This is a genomic window from Pseudomonas sp. ZL2, from assembly GCF_054788455.1.
On the sequence record NZ_JBGOGX010000001.1, the window covers coordinates 1 to 18,689 of the forward strand.

Here is an 18,689-nt window from a genome sequence, read left to right on the forward strand (position 1 = left end):
AGATCCACAGGGGCGTCAAGGACTTATTTCAACTTTGTTTCAGCGGCGGCGTTTTAGCTATAAGCCACAAGCTTCAAGCTGCAAGTAGAAGCGCTAGCACCGCGCTCAACTTGCAGCTTGCAGCTAACGCCTTAGAGGCTCGGGAATGCAAACTGCGAGGCTTCATGGCTGGCACGTTGCGGCCAGCGCTGGGTAATGGCTTTGCGGCGAGTGTAGAAACGTACGCCATCCGGGCCATAGGCATGCAGATCACCAAACAGCGAACGCTTCCAGCCACCGAAGCTGTGGTAAGCCACTGGCACCGGCAGCGGTACGTTGACGCCCACCATGCCCACTTCGATCTCATCGCAGAACAGGCGCGCTGCCTCACCGTCACGGGTGAAGATGCAGGTGCCGTTACCGTACTCGTGCTCGTTGATCAGGCGCATGGCTTCTTCCAGGCTGTCCACCCGTACCACGCACAGTACTGGCCCGAAGATCTCTTCTTTATAGATGCGCATCTCGGGAGTCACACGGTCGAACAGAGTGCCGCCGACAAAGTAACCGTCTTCGTTACCGGCAACCCGGTAGCCACGACCGTCGACCACCAGTTGCGCACCGGCAGCCACGCCATCGTCGATGTAGCCCACCACCTTGTCACGGGCTGCCGCAGTAACCAGCGGGCCCATGTCCAGGCCACAGGAAGTGCCGGCACCAATCTTCAGCGCCTTGATCTGCGGCTCGAGCTTGGCGATCAGCGCATCGGCCACCTGGTCGCCAACGCACACGGCCACGGAGATCGCCATGCAACGCTCACCGCAAGAACCGTAGGCTGCACCCATCAGCGCGCTGACCGCATTGTCCAGATCGGCATCAGGCATCAGCACCGCATGGTTCTTCGCCCCGCCCAGCGCCTGGACGCGCTTGCCGCGCTTGGTGCCTTCGGCATAGATGTATTCGGCGATCGGCGTCGAGCCGACGAAACTCAGGGCCTTGACCTCAGGGGCCTCGATCAGCGCATCAACCGCTTCCTTGTCACCGTGCACCACGTTGAGCACGCCTTTAGGCAGGCCGGCTTCGTGCAGCAGTTGGGCGATCAGCAGGGTCGAGCTCGGGTCACGCTCCGATGGCTTGAGGATGAAGCAGTTACCGCAGGCAATGGCCAGCGGATACATCCACAGCGGCACCATGGCCGGGAAGTTGAACGGCGTGATACCGGCCACCACCCCCAGCGGCTGGAAGTCGGACCAGGCATCGATGTTCGGGCCGACGTTGCGGCTGTACTCACCCTTGAGCACTTCCGGGGCGGCGCAGGCGAACTCGACGTTCTCGATACCGCGCTTGAGTTCACCGGCGGCGTCTTCCACGGTCTTGCCGTGCTCTTCGCTAATCAGTTGGGAGATACGCGCTTCGTTCTGCTCCAGCAGTTGCTTGAAGCGGAACATCACCTGGGCACGCTTGGCCGGTGGCGTGTTGCGCCAGGCCGGGAAAGCGGCCTTGGCCGAGTCGATGGCCTGCTGCACGGTTTGCTTGCTGGCCAGGGCGACCTTGTGGATAGCCTGGCCAGTGGACGGATTGAAGACATCGGCGGTGCGTACGTCGGCAGCCACCAGCTCGCCGTTGATCAGGTGTTGAACAGTGCTCATGCAGAACTCCAGAAAGAGGGTATGCCTGGGCGCGAGATCACTCGCGCCCGCTTCATATATATAGAGGGACGATCAGTCGACCTGGTTGATGGCTTCGCCGACCGCATCGAACAGACGATCCAGTTCCTGCGGCTGGCTGTTGAAGGTCGGGCCGAACTGCAGGGTGTCGCCGCCGAAGCGCACATAGAAGCCGGCTTTCCACAGCTTCATGGCAATCTCGTACGGACGCACGATGGCATCGCCGTCACGGGCGGCAATCTGGATCGCACCGGCCAGGCCGTAGTTGCGGATGTCGATGATGTTCTTCGCCCCCTTGACCCCGTGCAGCACCTTCTCGAAGTGCGGCGACAGTTCGGCGGCCGATTGCACCAGGTTTTCCTTCTCCAGCAGGTCCAGCGCGGCAATACCGGCGGCGCAGGCGACCGGGTGTGCCGAGTAGGTGTAGCCGTGGGGGAATTCCACCGCGTATTCCGGGGTCGGCTGGTTCATGAAGGTCTGGTAGATCTCGCTGCTGGCGATCACCGCGCCCATCGGGATGGCGCCGTTGGTGACCTGCTTGGCGATGCACATCAGGTCCGGGGTAACGCCGAAGGCATCGGCACCGAACATCGAGCCCATGCGGCCGAAGCCGGTAATGACTTCGTCGAAGATCAGCAGGATGTTGTGCTGGTCGCAGATTTCCCGCAGGCGTTTCAGGTAACCCTTCGGCGGCGGCAATACACCAGCGGAACCGGCCAGCGGCTCGACGATCAGCGCGGCGATGTTCGAAGCATCGTGCAGCTCGATCAGTTTGAGCATTTCATCGGCCAGGGCGATACCGCCCTCTTCCGGCATGCCCTTGGTGAAGGCATTGCCAGGCAGCAGGGTGTGCGGGATGTGATCGACGTCGAGCAACTGGCCGAACAGCTTGCGGTTGCCGTTGACGCCACCCAGGCTGGTACCGGCGATGTTCACTCCGTGATAGCCACGGGCACGGCCGATCAGCTTGGTCTTGGTGGCCTGGCCTTTCAGGCGCCAGTAGGCGCGGACCATCTTGACCGCAGTGTCAGCGCACTCGGAACCGGAGTTGGTATAGAAGACGTGATTGAGGTTGCCCGGGGTCAGGTCGGTGATCTTCTCGGCCAGCTGGAACGACAGCGGGTGACCGAACTGGAAGGCCGGCGAATAATCGAGCACGCCCAACTGACGCGATACGGCTTCCTGGATCTGCTTGCGGGTGTGACCGGCACCGCAAGTCCACAGGCCGGACAGTGCGTCATAGATCTTGCGACCCTTGTCGTCGGTCAGGTAGCTGCCTTCGGCGGCGACGATCAGCCGGGGATCGCGCTGAAAATTGCGGTTGGCGGTGTAGGGCATCCAGTGGGCGTCCAGCTTGAGCTGGCTGGCCAGACCGACAGGAGCGTTTTCAGGCAGATTCATCGGACAAGTCCTCGCAAGGCAATTGGGCAGCGACAAGTGTTGTTGCGACTAAATTGGCATGGCCGTAAGGTCTGGAAAATCCTGCTTTTCCGATCTTTGGTTTGCCTTTCGCTAAACATTTACCGCCTGGCGTCATGTTGAATGCCGGTCGACTGAGCGACTCCGAAAATTCCCTCACCAATCAATTAGTTGCGAAAAACCGCCGTGCGGCGATGTGCATTTACTTACAGCCACGATAGAGGAGTCTCACTCTATCTGTCGCAGAACCTCTCTTGTTCGAAGCCATCGCGCCTCCCAGTATTTCCTAAGACCTACAGCGCTCACGTACAGGCAACTTCTGATAGTTCCACTACAGGAGCGTATGAACGCGCCCTTCGGCCGGTCGCTGCAACAACACGCGCACCATGGACTGCCTTGCGCATGTGCTACGCCATGAACAATCACGATAAGGAAATCCTTTGAACCCTGTAATCCTGTTCTCGCCCGCGAAAATCCTCCTGCAGCACTCGGAACAAGAATGGTTGAACGTGCTGGGCAACAATTCGCTGATTTACAGCGACTTGTCAGCCAAAGCAGCGCTGGACCAGCAGTTCCCCACCCTGAGCGAGTCTTTCAGGCTTTACCCCAACTTCAATGAATCAGCGCTAGTCGAACTCGATGCCCTGGCGGCGGCGAGAGCGCTAGGCACTCACACGGTAGTTGCGCTGGCAGAAGTCGACTTGCTGCGTGTGGCGCGCATCAAGGACCGTCTCAATGGTTCGCGTACACGCTATGAGGCCATGACTCTGCTGTACCGTGACAAATTCCTCATGAAGCAGAGGCTCGCAGAGCATGGCATTCGCATCAATCCCATGGCGATGGTCGGCTCGGCGTGCGAAATCAACGATTTCATCGAGCAGTACGGCTACCCGGTGGTGGTCAAGCCTCGTGATGGACGAGGTTCGGGGGGCGTACGGGTGCTACGCGACGTCGACGGCTTGCGCGACTACCTGCAACAGCAGGACGGCACAACGCTGCACAATCTGATGGTCGAAAAGTACCTCGATGCACCGTTGCTGAACGTTAATGGGCTCTACATCAACGGCAACCCGGTGATTATTTCCCCGGTACGCTCGACGATTACCTGCCTGGACTTTCTTGACGGACAAAGCCTCGGTTTCCAGATGCTGGCCGAAAGCAATCCGCTGCATGCGCAGTGCGTGAAGCTGACCCGAAGCATCATCGAGCAGGCATTGCCAAACCTGGGCACCCTGCTGTTCCACCTTGAAGTGTTTCTCGACGGCGACGACCTCATCGTCTGCGAAATCGCCTGTCGCCTGGGAGGCTGCTGCATCAATCAGGAATTGACCGAAGCCTACGGGTTGAATCCGCGTCTGACCCTGATCGATGCCGAGCGTGGCGGCAAGTCGGCGTCGTTGAAGTCGCTGCTGCCACCGCGCCACTTGCTCGGCCAACTGAACGTACCGCCGCGCACAGGCAAGCTGATCGACTTCCCGGCATCTATCGACTTGCCCTTCATTCGCTATTACACGGTCACTGCAAAAAAGGGCACGGATTATTCCGGAATGCAAATGACCAATGGCGAAATCGTCTCGGCGATTGTCGAGGGCAACAGTGAGAAAGAAGTCAGCGACCATCTCGCCCAGTTCGACAGCTGGGTCAGGGATACCTTCGTCTGGGCGTAAGCCGGTATCCCTTTGAACAACGACATCAGGCAGCGCCCACCGGCGCTTGCCTGTAATCGGACACCGACTGACGGATACCCCGCCAGCCGGTCTTTGTCACCTGTCATGACCTGGCAGGTCGATACCAGGCAACGGGCGTTATCGCGCCCGCAGCAAAACCACATCTAAAGGATTGGATATGGGCAAGGTAGCAGTCGTTGGGCTGGGCTATAGCGGTGCGATCATTCTGGAACGGTTGAAGCACCTGACGCCAGCACTCAGCATTGATGTGTTCGATACTGCCGGTAGCAGCGGATCGGGCCAGGCTTATCAGCAAGATATTTTGAGCAACCTGGTCAACCGCCCCGCCAATTTGATGTATCTGCGCGAGCAGGGCGACTTCAAGCAGTGGTTGCAGACCCGTGGCATGGCCCAGTCCAATGGTTATCAACCGCGCCCGGTGTTCGGCAAGTTCATCGAAGAATCAGTGCAGTCTTCGCTGCGCGAGCACTCATCGATTCAGTACTACCGTGAACATATCACCGGAATGACTTCGTCCCGGGGACGCTATGATCTCAGCACCGCATCGGGTGAACGCCCGGGATACAAGGCCGTCGTGCTGGCAACCGGCAATGCCGAGCCGACCGACTTTTATCGGCTAAAGGGGGCCCCGGGATACATCAACAACCCCTACCCGACGACTCGCCTTGCCGAGATTCGCTCCGACAGTATCGGTGTGCTCGGCAATCAACTGTCAGCCATCGACGTCGCACTGACCCTGCTCGATGCCGACCCTGGCAATCATGTGACCATGTTGACCCGCAGCAGCAAGATTCCCAACTACAGCGAAAGCTATCAGCCGCGAGCACTCAAGGTACTGACTGAACACGCCATCAGGCATCGCCTGCGCTTTGGTGGCTCGGCATTGAAGACGGTGCGGGCGATGTTCGACGAAGAGCTGGAGGCGCAGGGCATCGACGCCACCCTCGATGACCTCATGCGCGATCACACCCAGGCCTCGGTGGCCCGCGAGGATATCTACTCGGTGTTCTCTTCGACCAACCTGATCGTGCCGATGATCTGGAACCTGCTCTCCGAGCGCGAAAGGAAGGTATTCGTCGGACGCTTCCGGGGTGCCTGGAGGCAATTGCGGGTTCCCATCCCCAAGGAAAACTGGATCAAGATTCACCAGCATATGCATTCAGGACGCTTGGCTTGTCGAACCGGATTATCCGATGTCAGCGTGACACAAGGCGGCTTCCTGGCACGCGGGCGTGATTTCAATTGCAGGTTCTCCAACGTGGTCAATGCCACGGGCGCTGGCGATGCGATGCAAGGTGCGCTCTACAAGAATCTGGCTGCATCCGGTATTTGTATCCAGCATCAATACGGTGGGATCGACGTGCGTTATGACGATTGTCGCGTCATCAACCACCAGGGGCCGTCTAATATCTTTGCCATTGGCGCTCCGACCACGGGTGTGTTCTATGCCGTCAGCAATATCGACGTCTTGCAGATGCAGGCTGAAACCATCTACCGCAACCTTCGTGCATTGAGCACTTGAGCCTATGAAAACCTTCGTGTGTTTGCTGATCGCTGCTTTGACTGGTACCGCCCTGCAGTACGCTGGCGTGCCCCATGGCCTGCTACTGGGCTCGATAGTGGCGACGGCAATTGTCGTCAGCAGGTTCAATGTGGCTCCCCGGCTGCGCTTCGGCCTCGGCTATGTGCAGATCGTCCTGGGCATTGCCACCGGCCTGATGTTCGAGGCCTGGGACAACCAGACAGTGGCAACCATGCTGCCGAGCCTCGGCTTGTTACTTCTGTGCCTGACAACGCAGATTGCCGTGGCTGCACTGTGGTTGCTGAAAGTCTCGGCATGGAACCTCAAGGATTCACTCCTTGCCGTCTACCCGGGCGCCTTGGCGGCGGTGTTCGATCTGCTTGAGTCTGAACGCGCATCCAGCAAGGTGATCGTTGTGCACCTGGTACGACTGCTGTCGATCACGCTGCTGGTGAGCCTGTGCATACCGGCAAGTGCCGGAGCGCACGTAAGCGCGAGCAGTCCATTGACGTTCATTACCGCGTTGACCCTGCTGTCGCTGATCGCTCTGTGCATTGTGCTTGGCCGCCTGCTGTTGAAAGTCGGTGTTCCCGCACCTTTCATGCTGACCGCGATCATCGCCTCGGGGATCTATGTGAAGCTTGGGCTGTTGCATGCTTTCCACATGCCGCAATGGAGCGTCGATGGCGCCGCGCTGATCCTCGGCGTGATGATTGGCGCCAGGTTCAGGGAGATCAGCCTGGCAGAACTTGTTCGTCACGGTCGGGCCGGGCTGATGTCCGTGGGCCTGATGCTGCTGGTCGCCGCTGCCTTTGCCGGGGTCGCCGCCCGGGTGCTGGACAACGACCCTTTTGCCTTATGGCTGGCGTACATGCCCGGCGCCATCGAGACCATCGCCATCGTCGCCTTCAGCGGCGGGCTGAATGTGGTATTCATCCTGACGCATCACCTGCTGCGGATGGTCGTGCTGCACTTCGCTCCGGCCCTGCTCGTTCAGGCCCGTCGCTGGCGCGAGAATGTCTGATGAGGGTATGTTGTGAGCCTTCACTCCCCTCCAGTGCAAAGGCATCGCGTGAAACGTCCACAACCCCTGGCCCAGGTCAGCGATTTCGATATCCGCCTGTTGAAAATCTACCGCAGCGTGGTGGAGTGCGGCGGCTTTTCGGCCGCCGAGAACGTGCTGGGTATCGGCCGTTCGGCCATCAGCCAGCAGATGAGCGACCTCGAGCAGCGCCTGGGCCTGCGCCTGTGCCAGCGCGGACGCGCCGGTTTTTCGCTGACCGAGGAAGGCCGCGAGGTGTATCAGTCGGCGTTGCAATTGCTTAGCGCTCTGGAAAGCTTTCGTACCGAGGTCAACGGCCTGCACCAGCATTTGCGCGGCGAACTGAACATCGGCCTGACCGACAACCTGGTGACCCTGCCGCACATGCGCATTACCCATGCCCTGGCGCAGCTCAAGGACCGCGGCCCGGACGTGCGCATCCAGATCCGCATGATTGCCCCCAGCCAGGTCGAACAGGGCGTGCTCGATGGCAGCCTGCATGTTGGCGTGGTTCCGCAAACCAGCCCGCTATCGGGCCTTGAGTACCAGCCGCTGTACAGCGAACGTTCGCTGCTCTACTGCGCGGTCGGCCACCCGCTGTTCTACGCCGACGACCGGCAATTGGACGACGAGCGTCTCAACAGCCAGGACGCCATTGCCCCGACTTTCCGCCTACCCGCGGACATCCAGGCCCATTACCAGGCGCTGAACTGCACCGCCAGCGCCTCGGACCGCGAAGGCATGGCTTTCCTGATTCTGACCGGGCGCTACATTGGCTACCTGCCGGACCACTATGCATCCTTCTGGGTACAACAAGGCCGGCTGCGTGCACTCAAGCCCACCGAGCGCTTCTATGACCTGAGCCTGTGCTGGGTGACGCGCAAAGGCCGGCGCCCGCACCTGGTGCTGGAAAGCTTCCTCGAAAGCCTGGCGGCTACTCGCTGAGGACTAATGCTGGTAGGTTAGCCAGTCATAAGAGATACCCATTGCCTTGTCTGGAATCGTTCATGACCTTTGAAGTCCCTGCGCATCGCCCCCAAGCCTCGGGCAAGCCCGCCGGCCGCATTCGCCAGAAGAACGAGCAGGCCATCATCCAGGCCGCTGAGGACGAGTTCGCCCGCCACGGTTTCAAGGGCACCAGCATGAACACCATCGCCCTCAAGGCCGGGTTGCCCAAGGCCAACCTGCACTATTACTTCACCAACAAGCTCGGCCTGTATGTGGCAGTGTTGAGCAACATCATCGAGCTGTGGGACAGCACTTTCAACGCCCTGACTGTCGACGATGACCCAGCCCAGGCCTTGAGCAGCTACATCCGCACCAAGATGGAGTTTTCCCGGCGCAACCCGCAGGCATCGCGGATCTTCGCCATGGAGATCATCAGCGGCGGCCAGTGCCTGAGCGACTATTTCAGCGAAGACTACCGCGCCTGGTTCAAGGGCCGTGCCGCGGTGTTCCAGGCCTGGATCGACGCCGGCAAGATGGACCCGGTCGACCCGGTACACCTGATCTTCCTACTGTGGGGCAGTACCCAGCACTATGCCGACTTCGCCACCCAGATCTGCCAGGTCACCGGCCGCAGCCGCCTGACCAAGCAGGACATGGAAGATGCCAGCAACAATCTTATCCACATCATTCTCAAAGGCTGTGGCCTGACACCTCGCGACTGAACCTGCCTTATGCCTTTTACCCTGCTCGACACCTGCGAGTTTCGCGAAGAGATTCGCAAGAGCCGCTTCATCACCCTGGCTGCGCCAATCAGCAGCCCGGCCGAAGCCATGAACTTCATCGAAAGCCATAGCGACTTCGCCGCCACCCACAACTGCTGGGCCTGGAAGCTTGGCGGGCAATACCGCAGCAGCGACGACGGCGAACCCGGCGGCACCGCTGGGCGGCCGATCCTCGCGGCCATCGAGGCCCAGGATTGTGACCAGGTGGTGGTGCTGGTGATCCGCTGGTACGGTGGCATCCAGTTGGGCACCGGGGGCCTGGCCCGCGCCTACGGCGGTGGCGCCAACAAGTGCCTGCAGCAGGCCGAAAAACGCTTGCTGGTCAGCCGCAGCGAACTCACCTGCAGCTGCAGCTTCAGCGAACTGGCGCTGCTCAAACTGCGCGTGGCTGAAGCCGACGGCCTGGTGCTGGACGAACAATTCACCGCCAACGGCGTCGATCTGCGCCTGGCCCTGGGCGAGGAGCAGATCGAACCCCTGCAACGCCAGTTGGCCGACCTCAGCCGTGGCCGCATCCTGCTGGAACGCCCCTGAACAATTGCCCACATTCACTGTGGGCCCGGCTGTGGATAAGCTCTTAGCATTCGCCTGCGCGCCTTGATTTACCTAGCCTGCAGGCGAACGATCATATTTTGATCAAGTTTTGATGACAGTGCATCAACTGACGAAAAATCAGCAAGTTATCCCCAGTTATTGGCTTCGGACCGGGCTCTGACGGGCTTATATCCACCTTGAATGCTTGCACACAATTACTGTGGAGCAAGCTGTGGATAAGCCGTGCACCCCTGCGCCAACAGCTTGTAGGGCCACGGTTTGACTAGACTGGTTATTCTTTGATCAAAGATCGATACCCCCTTGAAAGGAGTCCCCCATGTCCATCAACAAAACCGCCCTGATCATTGGTGCCTCACGCGGCCTGGGCCTTGGCCTGGTGCAACGCCTGGTAGAAGACGGCTGGAATGTGATCGCCACCGTGCGCGACCCGGCCAGGGCTGACACCCTCAGCGCCCTGCCGCGGGTGCAGGTAGAAACCTTGGAGATGAACAGCGCCCGCCAGCTCGACGCACTACAGGAACGCCTCGGCGCGCAGACTTTCGACCTGCTGTTCGTCAACGCCGGGGTCAAGGGCCCGGAAGAACAGAACCCGGAGCAGGCCAAGCTGGCCGATGTCGGCGAGCTGTTCATGACCAACAGCGTGGCGCCGATTCGCGTGGCCCAACGTTTCGCCCCGCAACTGCGCAAGAACACCGGGGTGATTGCCTTCATGAGCTCGGTACTGGGCAGTGTGAGTATTCCCGACGCGCCGGAACTGTGCCTGTACAAGGCCAGCAAAGCGGCGCTGAACTCGATGATCAACAGCTTCGTGGCGCAACTGGGCGAGCCGCAGCCGACCGTGCTGGCCATGCATCCGGGCTGGGTCAAGACCGACATGGGCGGTGAAGGCGCCGATATCGATGTGGCCACCAGCACCCGCGGCATGCTCGATCAGGTTCACGCCAACAGCGGCAAAGGCGGTCTGCAATTCATCAATTACAAAGGCGAAAGCCTGATCTGGTGAAACCGCGCGCGGTGGGTGTAGACTCGACACCTCGCCCACCGCGGCGGACCTGGATCAGCAGACAGGGCAACACTGAGCTGGCTAACCTGAACCCACTTTCAGAGGAGCCGGCACCATGCCTGCGACCCGTATCTGGTTGAAAAACCCCCTCGCCATCTTCACTGCCAACAGCCTCGACGCCCGTGGCGGCCTGGTCATTGAAGACGGCCGTATCCAGCAAGTACTCGGCCTTGGCCAAAGCCCGGCCAGCCCCTGTGGACAAGTCTTTGACGCCCGCGAGCATGTGGTGCTGCCCGGACTTATCAACACCCACCACCACTTCTACCAGACCCTGACCCGCGCCTGGGCGCCGGTGGTCAACCAGCCGCTGTTCCCCTGGCTGAAAACCCTGTACCCGGTATGGGCCCGGCTGACTCCGGCCAAGCTTGAGCTGGCGACCCGCGTGGCCCTGGCCGAGCTGTTGCTGTCGGGCTGCACCACCGCCGCCGACCACCATTACCTGTTCCCCGATGGCCTGGAAAACGCCATCGACGTGCAAGTCGAAGCGGTACGCAAACTGGGCATGCGCGCCATGCTCACCCGCGGTTCCATGAGCCTGGGCGAAGCCGACGGTGGCCTGCCACCGCAACAGACGGTACAGCAGGGCGAAGTGATCCTGGCCGACAGCCAGCGACTTATCCACAGCTACCACGAGCGCGGCGATGGCGCGCAAATACAGATCGCCCTGGCACCCTGCTCGCCGTTCTCGGTCACGCCGGAGATCATGCGCGCCAGCGCCGATCTGGCCGAAGAGCTGGACGTACGCTTGCACACCCATCTGGCCGAAACCCTCGACGAAGAAGACTTCTGCCTGCAGCGCTTCGGCCTGCGCACGGTCGACTACCTCGACAGCGTCGGTTGGCTCGGCCCGCGCACCTGGCTGGCCCATGGCATCCATTTCAATCCGGACGAAATCGCCCGCCTGGGCGCCGCCGGCACTGGCATCTGCCATTGCCCGAGCTCGAACATGCGCCTGGCCTCGGGCATCTGCCCAACCCTGGAACTGACCCGGGCCGGGGCACCGGTGGGCCTGGGCGTTGACGGCTCGGCCTCCAACGATGCTTCCAACATGATCCTCGAAGCGCGCCAGGCCCTGTACCTGCAGCGCCTGCGCTACGGCGCCGAAGCGATCACGCCGGAACTGGTTTTGGGCTGGGCCACCCGCGGCTCGGCGCAACTGCTGGGGCGCAGCGATATTGGCGAGCTGGCGGTGGGCAAACAGGCAGACCTGGCGCTGTTCAAGCTCGATGAGCTGCGCTTCTCCGGCAGCCACGATCCGCTTTCGGCCCTGCTGCTGTGCGGCGCCGACCGCGCTGACCGGGTCATGGTCGGTGGCCAGTGGCGCGTCGTTGATGGCCAGATCGAAGGCCTGGATGTGCAGGCGCTGATCGCCGATCACCGTCAGGCCGCCGCACAACTGATCGCGGGCTGATAGCTCAAAGGCGAGCAATGCCAACATGATGACGGTGGCGAAGCGCACGAAGAGGGTCATGCCCTCGATCCCGTTGGTTTCGCCATCGTTGAAGGTTAACCGCAGGAACCGCCTGGTCAGCTTTCCCCGCGTAGACAGCGCAACCTCTGTAGAATGGCGGCAACCGCACCTGATGAGACTCCACCACTATGTACGACTGGCTTAACGCTCTGCCCAAGGCAGAATTGCACCTGCACCTGGAAGGATCGCTGGAGCCCGAGTTGCTGTTCGCCCTGGCCGAGCGCAACAAGATCGCCCTGCCCTGGAACGACGTCGAGGCCCTGCGCAGCGCCTACGCGTTCAACAACCTGCAGGAGTTTCTCGACCTCTACTACCAGGGCGCCGATGTCCTGCGCACCGAGCAGGATTTCTACGACCTGACCTGGGCGTACCTGCAGCGCTGCAAGGCGCAGAACGTGATTCACACCGAGCCGTTCTTCGACCCGCAGACCCACACCGATCGCGGCATCCCTTTCGAGGTTGTGGTCAATGGCATCAGAGCGGCACTCAAGGATGGCCAGCAGCAACTGGGCATCAGCAGCGGCCTGATTCTCAGCTTCCTGCGCCACCTCAGTGAAGAGGAAGCACACAAGACCCTCGACCAGGCCATGCCGTTTCGTGATGCCTTCATCGCCGTCGGCCTCGACAGCTCGGAAATGGGCCATCCACCGAGCAAGTTCCAACGGGTGTTCGACCGCGCCCGCAGCGAAGGCTTCCTGACCGTCGCCCATGCTGGCGAAGAAGGCCCGCCCGAATACATCTGGGAAGCCATCGACCTGCTGAAGATCCAGCGTATCGACCACGGCGTGCGCGCTATCGAAGACGAGCGCCTGATGCAGCGGATCATCGACGAGCAGATCCCACTGACCGTCTGCCCGCTGTCCAACACCAAGCTGTGCGTGTTCGATCACATGAGCCAGCACAACATCCTCGACATGCTCGAGCGTGGCGTGAAGGTCACGGTCAACTCCGATGACCCGGCGTACTTCGGTGGTTATGTCACCGAAAACTTCCAGGCCCTGCATGAGCACCTGGGCATGACCCAGGACCAGGCGCGGCGCCTGGCGCAGAACAGCCTGGATGCACGGCTGGTCAAACCCTGACAGTGCTGGACCTGTAGGAGCGGGCTTGCCCCGCGATGAGGCCAGTGCAGCCAGCACTCTTGATCGCGGGGCAAGCCCGCTCCTACAGGTTAATCCTCAATCTCGCTCAACTCCTCCAGAGTCTTGCCCCGCGTCTCGATGCCGAACACCGCAGGGCAATGATGATTAAAATCAGTCGGTGATAACCACTGATCGGCAAGCACTCCAGACGCCGGGAGTTGTGCCAACTCCGAGTGTCACGGCATCTGCCTTCGGGCGAATTGTCAGCAACGACCTTGCCAGACACCACAACGACGCCCGCTACGCAGCCGCCTCCGGTTCAGCCTGCCGTCTTCAACACCTGAAGCTGGGCCATGCGGTTGATATGTGACAAGCCGCTTGCACTGATTTGCAGCATGCGCGAGGTTTCACTCTCGCGAATCCAGCCAGACTGCAGGAACAACTTGAGCAAGCTGCTGCCCAGCGCTCCGCCCAGATGCGGGCGATGGTCGCTCCATTCGCTGCAGCAACGGCAACTGCTGAAACTTCGACGTTGATGCTGGGCCAAGGCCTCGATGAAAATCCCGTAAGCGGCAAACTGGGTACGGCCGTGCTGGGTTACTTCGATGTCCCGCTCGCTGCCTTCCAGCCAGCCGGCATCGAAAAAGCGCTGGTACAAATCCGCCGCCAGTTCGCCGCCCAGGTGATCGCCACACACTCTTGCCCGGCGCATGGACAGCGGGATACCCCCCACCTCCCGCTCGCCGCTGTCTTCAGGGGTTTTCACCTGGACACTGGCCAGCGCTTCGACAGCCGCCCCGACCTCTGGCGCGGCCAGCCTGAAATAACGCTTGCGCCCACGTGGCTCCAGCTTCAGCAAGCCGCTGGCCGACAACCTGGCCAGGTGAGCACAGGCCGAAGAAGGCGTCAGCCCAGCCAAACTGGCGAGCTCATCGGAAGGTCGCGCCATGCCATCGATCAGGGCCCATAACATTGCACTGCGTTTCGGGTCGGCCAACAAGCTGGCGATCTGGCTGATACTCGTTACTGGTTTCATATCTCAACTCCCTGCGAGATCACGTCTGATATCGATTGATTAACCATGTCGGCAGCATTTACTGCGAGGTTCCGATGCCAGAAAGGCAGGAAGCGGAAGTTATCTAGTCATCGTGTTCCTCCTGAAACACGAACATACAAAAGTTATTCAGGCTACTTGCGGTCAAGCACCTCACCGGCAGTCAGCCCGGGCCAGGGCCAGGCAATGTCTGAGTAAGAGGCAATACTTGCCGGCCTGGACATGGAAGTATCTCTCGCTGGAAATGACTGCTGGATCCATTATAAGCCGCGTAGCGCCAAGGAAATCCGGTCAATTCCCAAGGTATTGGCAACCTCAGCAACGGCGGCCTGGCGCAAGATTGAAGATACGTTTGGACATGTATACCCAAGCCCCCATGTTACATATGTTGCTAGCAATTGACGGATTATTATCAAGTTCAAACCACCCGATAAAACCTACAACAAATTTTACTGCAACCCACAAGAACTACATGCATACCATGTAGGAGTAACACGTAATAGCAATGTCTTGGGCAGTTCAACCCAGCAGTTTCTCGAGCATTGCCTGACAACGCACTCGAAGCATATTTCGCAACAACTGCACGGGCTTGCCCAACTGCGCCCGATGGGTGCACATCAGGTTCAGCGGGGCCGCTTCACCGCGCAGTTGCGGCATTAGCAACTTGAGGCGTCCGGCCTGCACATCGTTGGCCACATCCAGCCAGGACTTGTAAGCGATACCGGCACCCGCCAATGCCCAGCGCCGGACCACATCGGCATCGTCACAGAAGCGATCGCCGCTCACGCTCACACCCACCTCACTGGCGCCCTCGCCAAAGCGCCAGTGGTCATGCACGCGGCTGCCAAGCTGATACAGCAGGCAATTGTGCTGGGCCAGTTGTGCCACTTCGGCCGGCGCACCGTGGCGGGCCAGATAGGCGGGTGAGGCACACAGCACCCGGCGGTTCTCCGGGCACAGCGGCAAGGCCACCAGGCTCGAGTCTTCCGGCGCGCCGTAGCGCAGGGCGATGTCGGCCGCCTGGCGAAACAGGTCGGCGTTGCGGTCGCCCAGCAGCAGGCGCACATTCAGTTGCGGGTGTTCGTACTGCAGTTCATCGAGCCAGGGCAGCAGCACATTACGGCCGAAATCGGACGGTGCCGACAACAGCAAGGTACCGCTGACCTGATCCTGACCATGGGCCAGGATCCGCCGCCCCTCCTCGAGGCTCGCCAGGGCGGAACGGGCGTGCTGCAAGAAACCCTCGCCCTCGGCAGTCAGGCGCAGGTTGCGGGTCGAGCGCGCCAGCAGGCGCACACCCAGTTGCTGCTCCAGACGTTTGAGCGATGCGCTGGCTACCGCCGGCGATAGATCAAGCAGGCGGGCGGCGGCAGACAGGCTGCCCAGCTCAGCGGCCCGTACGAACAGTTGCAGGTCGTCGATACGCACCTGATTCACCCGCCATTATCAAAATTTTATTGAAAGATTCTGTAGTTTTAACGGCTTTTAACTGCAAGTGAAAGCACCAATCATGGCCCTCATTGACGACCCGCCGAGGACTCTCCATGAAAGCCGTTGCCTATTATCACTCCCTGCCCATCACCGACGCGGCAGCCCTGCACGACATCGAACTGCCAGCCCCCGAGCCAGGCCCACGCGACCTGCTGGTGGAGGTACGGGCAATCTCGGTGAACCCGGTCGACACCAAGGTTCGCCAGAACGTGCAGCCTGAAGGTGGCGCCGCCAAGGTGCTGGGCTGGGATGTGGCCGGTGTGGTCAAGGCGGTGGGCGGCGAGGTCAGCCTGTTCCAGCCGGGCGACCAGGTTTACTACGCAGGCTCCATCGCCCGCGCTGGCGGCAACAGTGAACTGCACGTAGTGGATGAGCGGATCGTCGGGCACATGCCGAAAACCCTGGGCTTTGCCGAAGCGGCGGCACTGCCGTTGACCGCCATCACCGCCTGGGAGCTGCTGTTCGAGCGTTTGCAGATCGCCGAAGGCGAGCAAGACCTCGGCCAGAGCCTGCTGATCGTTGGCGCGGCCGGTGGGGTCGGCTCGATCCTCACTCAACTGGCGAGCAAGCTGACCGGCCTCACGGTGATTGGCAGCGCCTCGCGCCCACAAACCCAGGACTGGGTACGTGAACTGGGTGCCGATCAGGTGGTCGATCACCGCCAGCCGTTGGCCGCCGCACTCAAGGCCCAGGGCATCGACCAGGTGACTCACGTGGCCAGCCTGACCCAGACCGACCAGCACCTCGATCAACTGGTCGAAGCCCTGGCGCCGCAAGGCAAACTGGCGCTGATCGATGACCCCAAGCAGCTGGACGTCACCAAGCTCAAGCGCAAGAGCCTGTCGCTGCACTGGGAGTTCATGTACACACGCTCGCTGTTCGAAACCGCCGACATCATCGAGCAGCACAAACTGCTGAACCGGGTTGCCGAACTGATCGACAACGGCACGCTCAAGACCACCGTGGGCGAGCACTTCGGCACCATCAACGCCGCCAACCTGCGCCGCGCCCATGCCCTGCTGGAAAGCGGAGCGGCCAAGGGCAAGATCGTCCTGGAAGGCTTCTGAAATGACGCGCCCACCTCGCTTGCGGGGTGGGCGTGACCGTCAGTCCGACAACTGACCCAGGTCATTCCGCTGCCCGTGGCCGGCGCTACAATGCATCAGCCAACGCCAACCTCAGGTATGCAGATATGAATATCCAGGTCAGTGCATCAGTAAAAAAGCCCGGCTGCCCATGGCAGGTTCAGCTCGACCAGCATGTGGTGAGCTTTCGCAGCGAGGCTGAGGCCCGTGCCTTCGTCAACACCCTGCAAGCCCGGCTACAGGCGCCGCACCCGCTCAAACGCAACGGCTGAGGCTCAGCCGCCGGGTCAGCATCGCCACGCTCACCACCGCCAGGCCGCACAGGCTGATGACCATGGACATCGGCACCGCCGTGCCGTCATGCAGCACCCCCACCAGCGCCGCGGCACCGGCAGCCACACTGAACTGCAGGCAACCCAGCAGCGCTGAAGCGCTGCCGGCCCGGGCACCCTGCCCGCTCATGGCGCAGGCCGAGGCATTGGGGATGATGCAACCGAGGCTGGCGATACAGATGAACAGCGGAATCAGCAATGGCCACAGCGCCGCCGGGTGCAAGGCGCTGATCCCGAGCAGGGTCAGTCCTGCCGCCAGGTAAACCCACACTGCACGCGCCAGCAAAAAGGCCGGGCCACGCTTGGCCAGCAGCCGCGCATTGACCTGCGCCACCAGAATGAACCCCGCCGCGTTACTGCCGAACAGCCAGCCATAGTGCTCGGCTGGCACCCCATAGAGCTTGATGAACACGAACGGTGAACCGGCGATGTAGGCGAACATCCCGGCAATGGCGATGCCGCCGGTCAAGGCGTGGCCGAGAAAGATCCGGTCCTTGAACAGCCGACCGTATTGGCGCAGGGAGCCTGACAAAGGCGGGCGCGGCTGATTGGCCGGCAGGCTTTCAGGCAGGCCCAGGGCCACGGCCAGGGTGCACAGGGCACTGAACAGGGTCAGGGCAATGAAGATCGACTGCCAGCCATACAGATTGACCATCACACCACCGAGCATCGGTGCGAGGATCGGCGCCAGGCCCATGACCAGCATCAGTTGCGAGAAAACCTTGGCCGACCCCACGGCATCGCACTTGTCGCTGACGATCGCCCGCGACAGCACCATCCCGGCACAGCCACCGAGGGCCTGGACGAAGCGCGCCAGAATCAGCGCATCGAGGGTCGGGGCGAAAGCGCAGGCCAGTGACGCCACAGTGAACAGCGTCACCCCGACCAACAGCGGTATGCGCCGGCCAAAGCGGTCGGCCACCGGCCCATAGGCCAGCTGGCCAAGCGACAGGCCGAGAAAGTACGCCGCGAGGGTGGTCTGGATGTGCTTCTCGTCGGTGCCGAAGGCCAGTGCCATGGCCGGGAAACCGGGCAGGTAGAAGTCGATCGCCAGGGGCCCGAACGCACTCAAGGCGCCGAGAATCAGGATGGTTCGCAGGTTCATCGGAAATCCATAGCAGGCTAAGCAAGTCCGCTAGTCTAACCGTCCTGCCGGGGTTTCGCTGACAGACTTACGCCTGCGCGATGAATCTTTTATCCACCGCGCAAGCGTCAGCGGTCAGACGGCTTCGGCCGCGTAACCCTCGTCGCGAATCGCCGTGAGAATATCTTCTGCCGACAATTCACTCTGCACTTTTACCTGCTTGTGAGCCAGATCGACCTCGACCACGGCCTCCTCATCCTGGGCCCGAACCGCGCGAGTGACAGCCTTGACGCAATGGCCGCAGGTCATTCCTTGAACAGTGAATACTTGCATTGCAACAGCCTCCTGTGGGGTTTGAACGCAGTTTCAAGCTTGCCATCGGGGCAAGGTCAAGTTCGTTGATTGCCTGCCGGGCTGGAAATCAGCGC

The 18,689-nt window shown here is 61.1% G+C and carries 17 protein-coding genes; 11 read left to right on the forward strand and 6 right to left on the reverse strand.

What is annotated here, in order from left to right; translation table 11 throughout:
• Positions 1 to 131 precede the first annotated feature (131 nt).
• Positions 132 to 1,625, reverse strand: a complete 1,494-nt coding sequence (locus ABM562_RS00005; RefSeq protein ID WP_115088904.1) for a CoA-acylating methylmalonate-semialdehyde dehydrogenase — start codon at positions 1,623 to 1,625, stop codon at positions 132 to 134.
• A 72-nt stretch (positions 1,626 to 1,697) separates the two neighbouring features.
• On the reverse strand, positions 1,698 to 3,044 hold the full coding sequence (aptA, locus tag ABM562_RS00010) for an omega-aminotransferase AptA (protein WP_038997314.1): 1,347 nt from the start codon (positions 3,042 to 3,044) through the stop codon (positions 1,698 to 1,700).
• 458 nt (positions 3,045 to 3,502) lie between these two features.
• Here aptA and ABM562_RS00015 point away from each other — a divergent pair, with 458 nt between their 5' ends.
• From ABM562_RS00015 to ABM562_RS00055, 9 genes are all read left to right on the forward strand, one after another.
• Positions 3,503 to 4,729 carry an ATP-grasp domain-containing protein gene (locus tag ABM562_RS00015; protein WP_115088906.1) on the forward strand — a complete coding sequence of 409 codons (1,227 nt, stop codon included), beginning with the start codon at positions 3,503 to 3,505 and terminating at the stop codon, positions 4,727 to 4,729.
• A gap of 178 nt (positions 4,730 to 4,907) precedes the next feature.
• Positions 4,908 to 6,272, forward strand: a complete 1,365-nt coding sequence (locus ABM562_RS00020) for an FAD/NAD(P)-binding protein (RefSeq protein ID WP_233674693.1) — start codon at positions 4,908 to 4,910, stop codon at positions 6,270 to 6,272.
• A gap of 4 nt (positions 6,273 to 6,276) precedes the next feature.
• A complete protein-coding gene (locus ABM562_RS00025) occupies positions 6,277 to 7,296 on the forward strand; it encodes an AbrB family transcriptional regulator (protein ID WP_115088910.1) in 1,020 nt (339 codons plus the stop codon).
• 48 nt (positions 7,297 to 7,344) lie between these two features.
• The gene (locus ABM562_RS00030) at positions 7,345 to 8,259 is read left to right on the forward strand and encodes a LysR family transcriptional regulator (protein ID WP_115088912.1); all 915 of its coding nucleotides are present in this window, start codon (positions 7,345 to 7,347) and stop codon (positions 8,257 to 8,259) included.
• Between the two features lie 62 nt (positions 8,260 to 8,321).
• The gene (locus ABM562_RS00035) at positions 8,322 to 8,984 is read left to right on the forward strand and encodes a TetR/AcrR family transcriptional regulator (protein ID WP_115088914.1); all 663 of its coding nucleotides are present in this window, start codon (positions 8,322 to 8,324) and stop codon (positions 8,982 to 8,984) included.
• 9 nt (positions 8,985 to 8,993) lie between these two features.
• Complete coding sequence (locus ABM562_RS00040; RefSeq protein WP_460420404.1) at positions 8,994 to 9,578, forward strand: IMPACT family protein; 585 nt, start codon at positions 8,994 to 8,996, stop codon at positions 9,576 to 9,578.
• 337 nt (positions 9,579 to 9,915) lie between these two features.
• Positions 9,916 to 10,602, forward strand: coding sequence for an SDR family oxidoreductase (locus ABM562_RS00045; RefSeq protein ID WP_115088917.1), 687 nt, complete (start codon positions 9,916 to 9,918; stop codon positions 10,600 to 10,602).
• Between the two features lie 115 nt (positions 10,603 to 10,717).
• The gene (locus tag ABM562_RS00050; RefSeq protein ID WP_115088919.1) at positions 10,718 to 12,073 is read left to right on the forward strand and encodes an 8-oxoguanine deaminase; all 1,356 of its coding nucleotides are present in this window, start codon (positions 10,718 to 10,720) and stop codon (positions 12,071 to 12,073) included.
• Between the two features lie 188 nt (positions 12,074 to 12,261).
• On the forward strand, positions 12,262 to 13,215 hold the full coding sequence (locus ABM562_RS00055; protein WP_115088922.1) for an adenosine deaminase: 954 nt from the start codon (positions 12,262 to 12,264) through the stop codon (positions 13,213 to 13,215).
• A 319-nt stretch (positions 13,216 to 13,534) separates the two neighbouring features.
• Here ABM562_RS00055 and ABM562_RS00060 read toward each other — a convergent pair whose 3' ends face one another.
• Together ABM562_RS00060 and ABM562_RS00065 are read right to left on the reverse strand one after the other, a co-directional pair.
• A complete protein-coding gene (locus ABM562_RS00060) occupies positions 13,535 to 14,251 on the reverse strand; it encodes an ArsR/SmtB family transcription factor (RefSeq protein WP_134064425.1) in 717 nt (238 codons plus the stop codon).
• 537 nt (positions 14,252 to 14,788) lie between these two features.
• A complete protein-coding gene (locus tag ABM562_RS00065) occupies positions 14,789 to 15,697 on the reverse strand; it encodes a LysR family transcriptional regulator (protein ID WP_115089509.1) in 909 nt (302 codons plus the stop codon).
• 116 nt (positions 15,698 to 15,813) lie between these two features.
• Between ABM562_RS00065 and ABM562_RS00070 the strand changes: the two genes are divergently transcribed.
• Positions 15,814 to 16,827 carry a zinc-binding alcohol dehydrogenase family protein gene (locus tag ABM562_RS00070; protein WP_115088925.1) on the forward strand — a complete coding sequence of 338 codons (1,014 nt, stop codon included), beginning with the start codon at positions 15,814 to 15,816 and terminating at the stop codon, positions 16,825 to 16,827.
• Between the two features lie 125 nt (positions 16,828 to 16,952).
• Positions 16,953 to 17,117: a hypothetical protein gene (locus tag ABM562_RS00075; RefSeq protein ID WP_166675732.1), complete on the forward strand. Its 165-nt coding sequence runs from the start codon at positions 16,953 to 16,955 to the stop codon at positions 17,115 to 17,117.
• On the opposite strand, the gene ABM562_RS00080 is transcribed toward ABM562_RS00075, so the two are convergent.
• Together ABM562_RS00080 and ABM562_RS00085 are read right to left on the reverse strand one after the other, a co-directional pair.
• A complete protein-coding gene (locus ABM562_RS00080; protein WP_115088927.1) occupies positions 17,101 to 18,282 on the reverse strand; it encodes a multidrug effflux MFS transporter in 1,182 nt (393 codons plus the stop codon). The genes ABM562_RS00075 and ABM562_RS00080 overlap by 17 nt on opposite strands.
• A gap of 114 nt (positions 18,283 to 18,396) precedes the next feature.
• Complete coding sequence (locus tag ABM562_RS00085) at positions 18,397 to 18,594, reverse strand: heavy-metal-associated domain-containing protein (RefSeq protein ID WP_115088928.1); 198 nt, start codon at positions 18,592 to 18,594, stop codon at positions 18,397 to 18,399.
• Positions 18,595 to 18,689: the final 95 nt, after the last annotated feature.

What these genes read in the sequence shown, in the direction of transcription:
- ABM562_RS00080 (WP_115088927.1), bottom strand. Translation starts at nt 18,282, where the DNA reads ATGAACCTGCGAACCATCCTGATTCTCGGCGCCTTGAGTGCGTTCGGG.
- ABM562_RS00020 (WP_233674693.1), top strand. Translation starts at nt 4,908, where the DNA reads ATGGGCAAGGTAGCAGTCGTTGGGCTGGGCTATAGCGGTGCGATCATT.
- ABM562_RS00035 (WP_115088914.1), top strand. Translation starts at nt 8,322, where the DNA reads ATGACCTTTGAAGTCCCTGCGCATCGCCCCCAAGCCTCGGGCAAGCCC.
- ABM562_RS00040 (WP_460420404.1), top strand. Translation starts at nt 8,994, where the DNA reads ATGCCTTTTACCCTGCTCGACACCTGCGAGTTTCGCGAAGAGATTCGC.
- ABM562_RS00085 (WP_115088928.1), bottom strand. Translation starts at nt 18,594, where the DNA reads ATGCAAGTATTCACTGTTCAAGGAATGACCTGCGGCCATTGCGTCAAG.
- ABM562_RS00060 (WP_134064425.1), bottom strand. Translation starts at nt 14,251, where the DNA reads ATGAAACCAGTAACGAGTATCAGCCAGATCGCCAGCTTGTTGGCCGAC.
- ABM562_RS00005 (WP_115088904.1), bottom strand. Translation starts at nt 1,625, where the DNA reads ATGAGCACTGTTCAACACCTGATCAACGGCGAGCTGGTGGCTGCCGAC.
- ABM562_RS00045 (WP_115088917.1), top strand. Translation starts at nt 9,916, where the DNA reads ATGTCCATCAACAAAACCGCCCTGATCATTGGTGCCTCACGCGGCCTG.
- ABM562_RS00075 (WP_166675732.1), top strand. Translation starts at nt 16,953, where the DNA reads ATGAATATCCAGGTCAGTGCATCAGTAAAAAAGCCCGGCTGCCCATGG.
- aptA (WP_038997314.1), bottom strand. Translation starts at nt 3,044, where the DNA reads ATGAATCTGCCTGAAAACGCTCCTGTCGGTCTGGCCAGCCAGCTCAAG.
- ABM562_RS00050 (WP_115088919.1), top strand. Translation starts at nt 10,718, where the DNA reads ATGCCTGCGACCCGTATCTGGTTGAAAAACCCCCTCGCCATCTTCACT.
- ABM562_RS00025 (WP_115088910.1), top strand. Translation starts at nt 6,277, where the DNA reads ATGAAAACCTTCGTGTGTTTGCTGATCGCTGCTTTGACTGGTACCGCC.
- ABM562_RS00055 (WP_115088922.1), top strand. Translation starts at nt 12,262, where the DNA reads ATGTACGACTGGCTTAACGCTCTGCCCAAGGCAGAATTGCACCTGCAC.
- ABM562_RS00070 (WP_115088925.1), top strand. Translation starts at nt 15,814, where the DNA reads ATGAAAGCCGTTGCCTATTATCACTCCCTGCCCATCACCGACGCGGCA.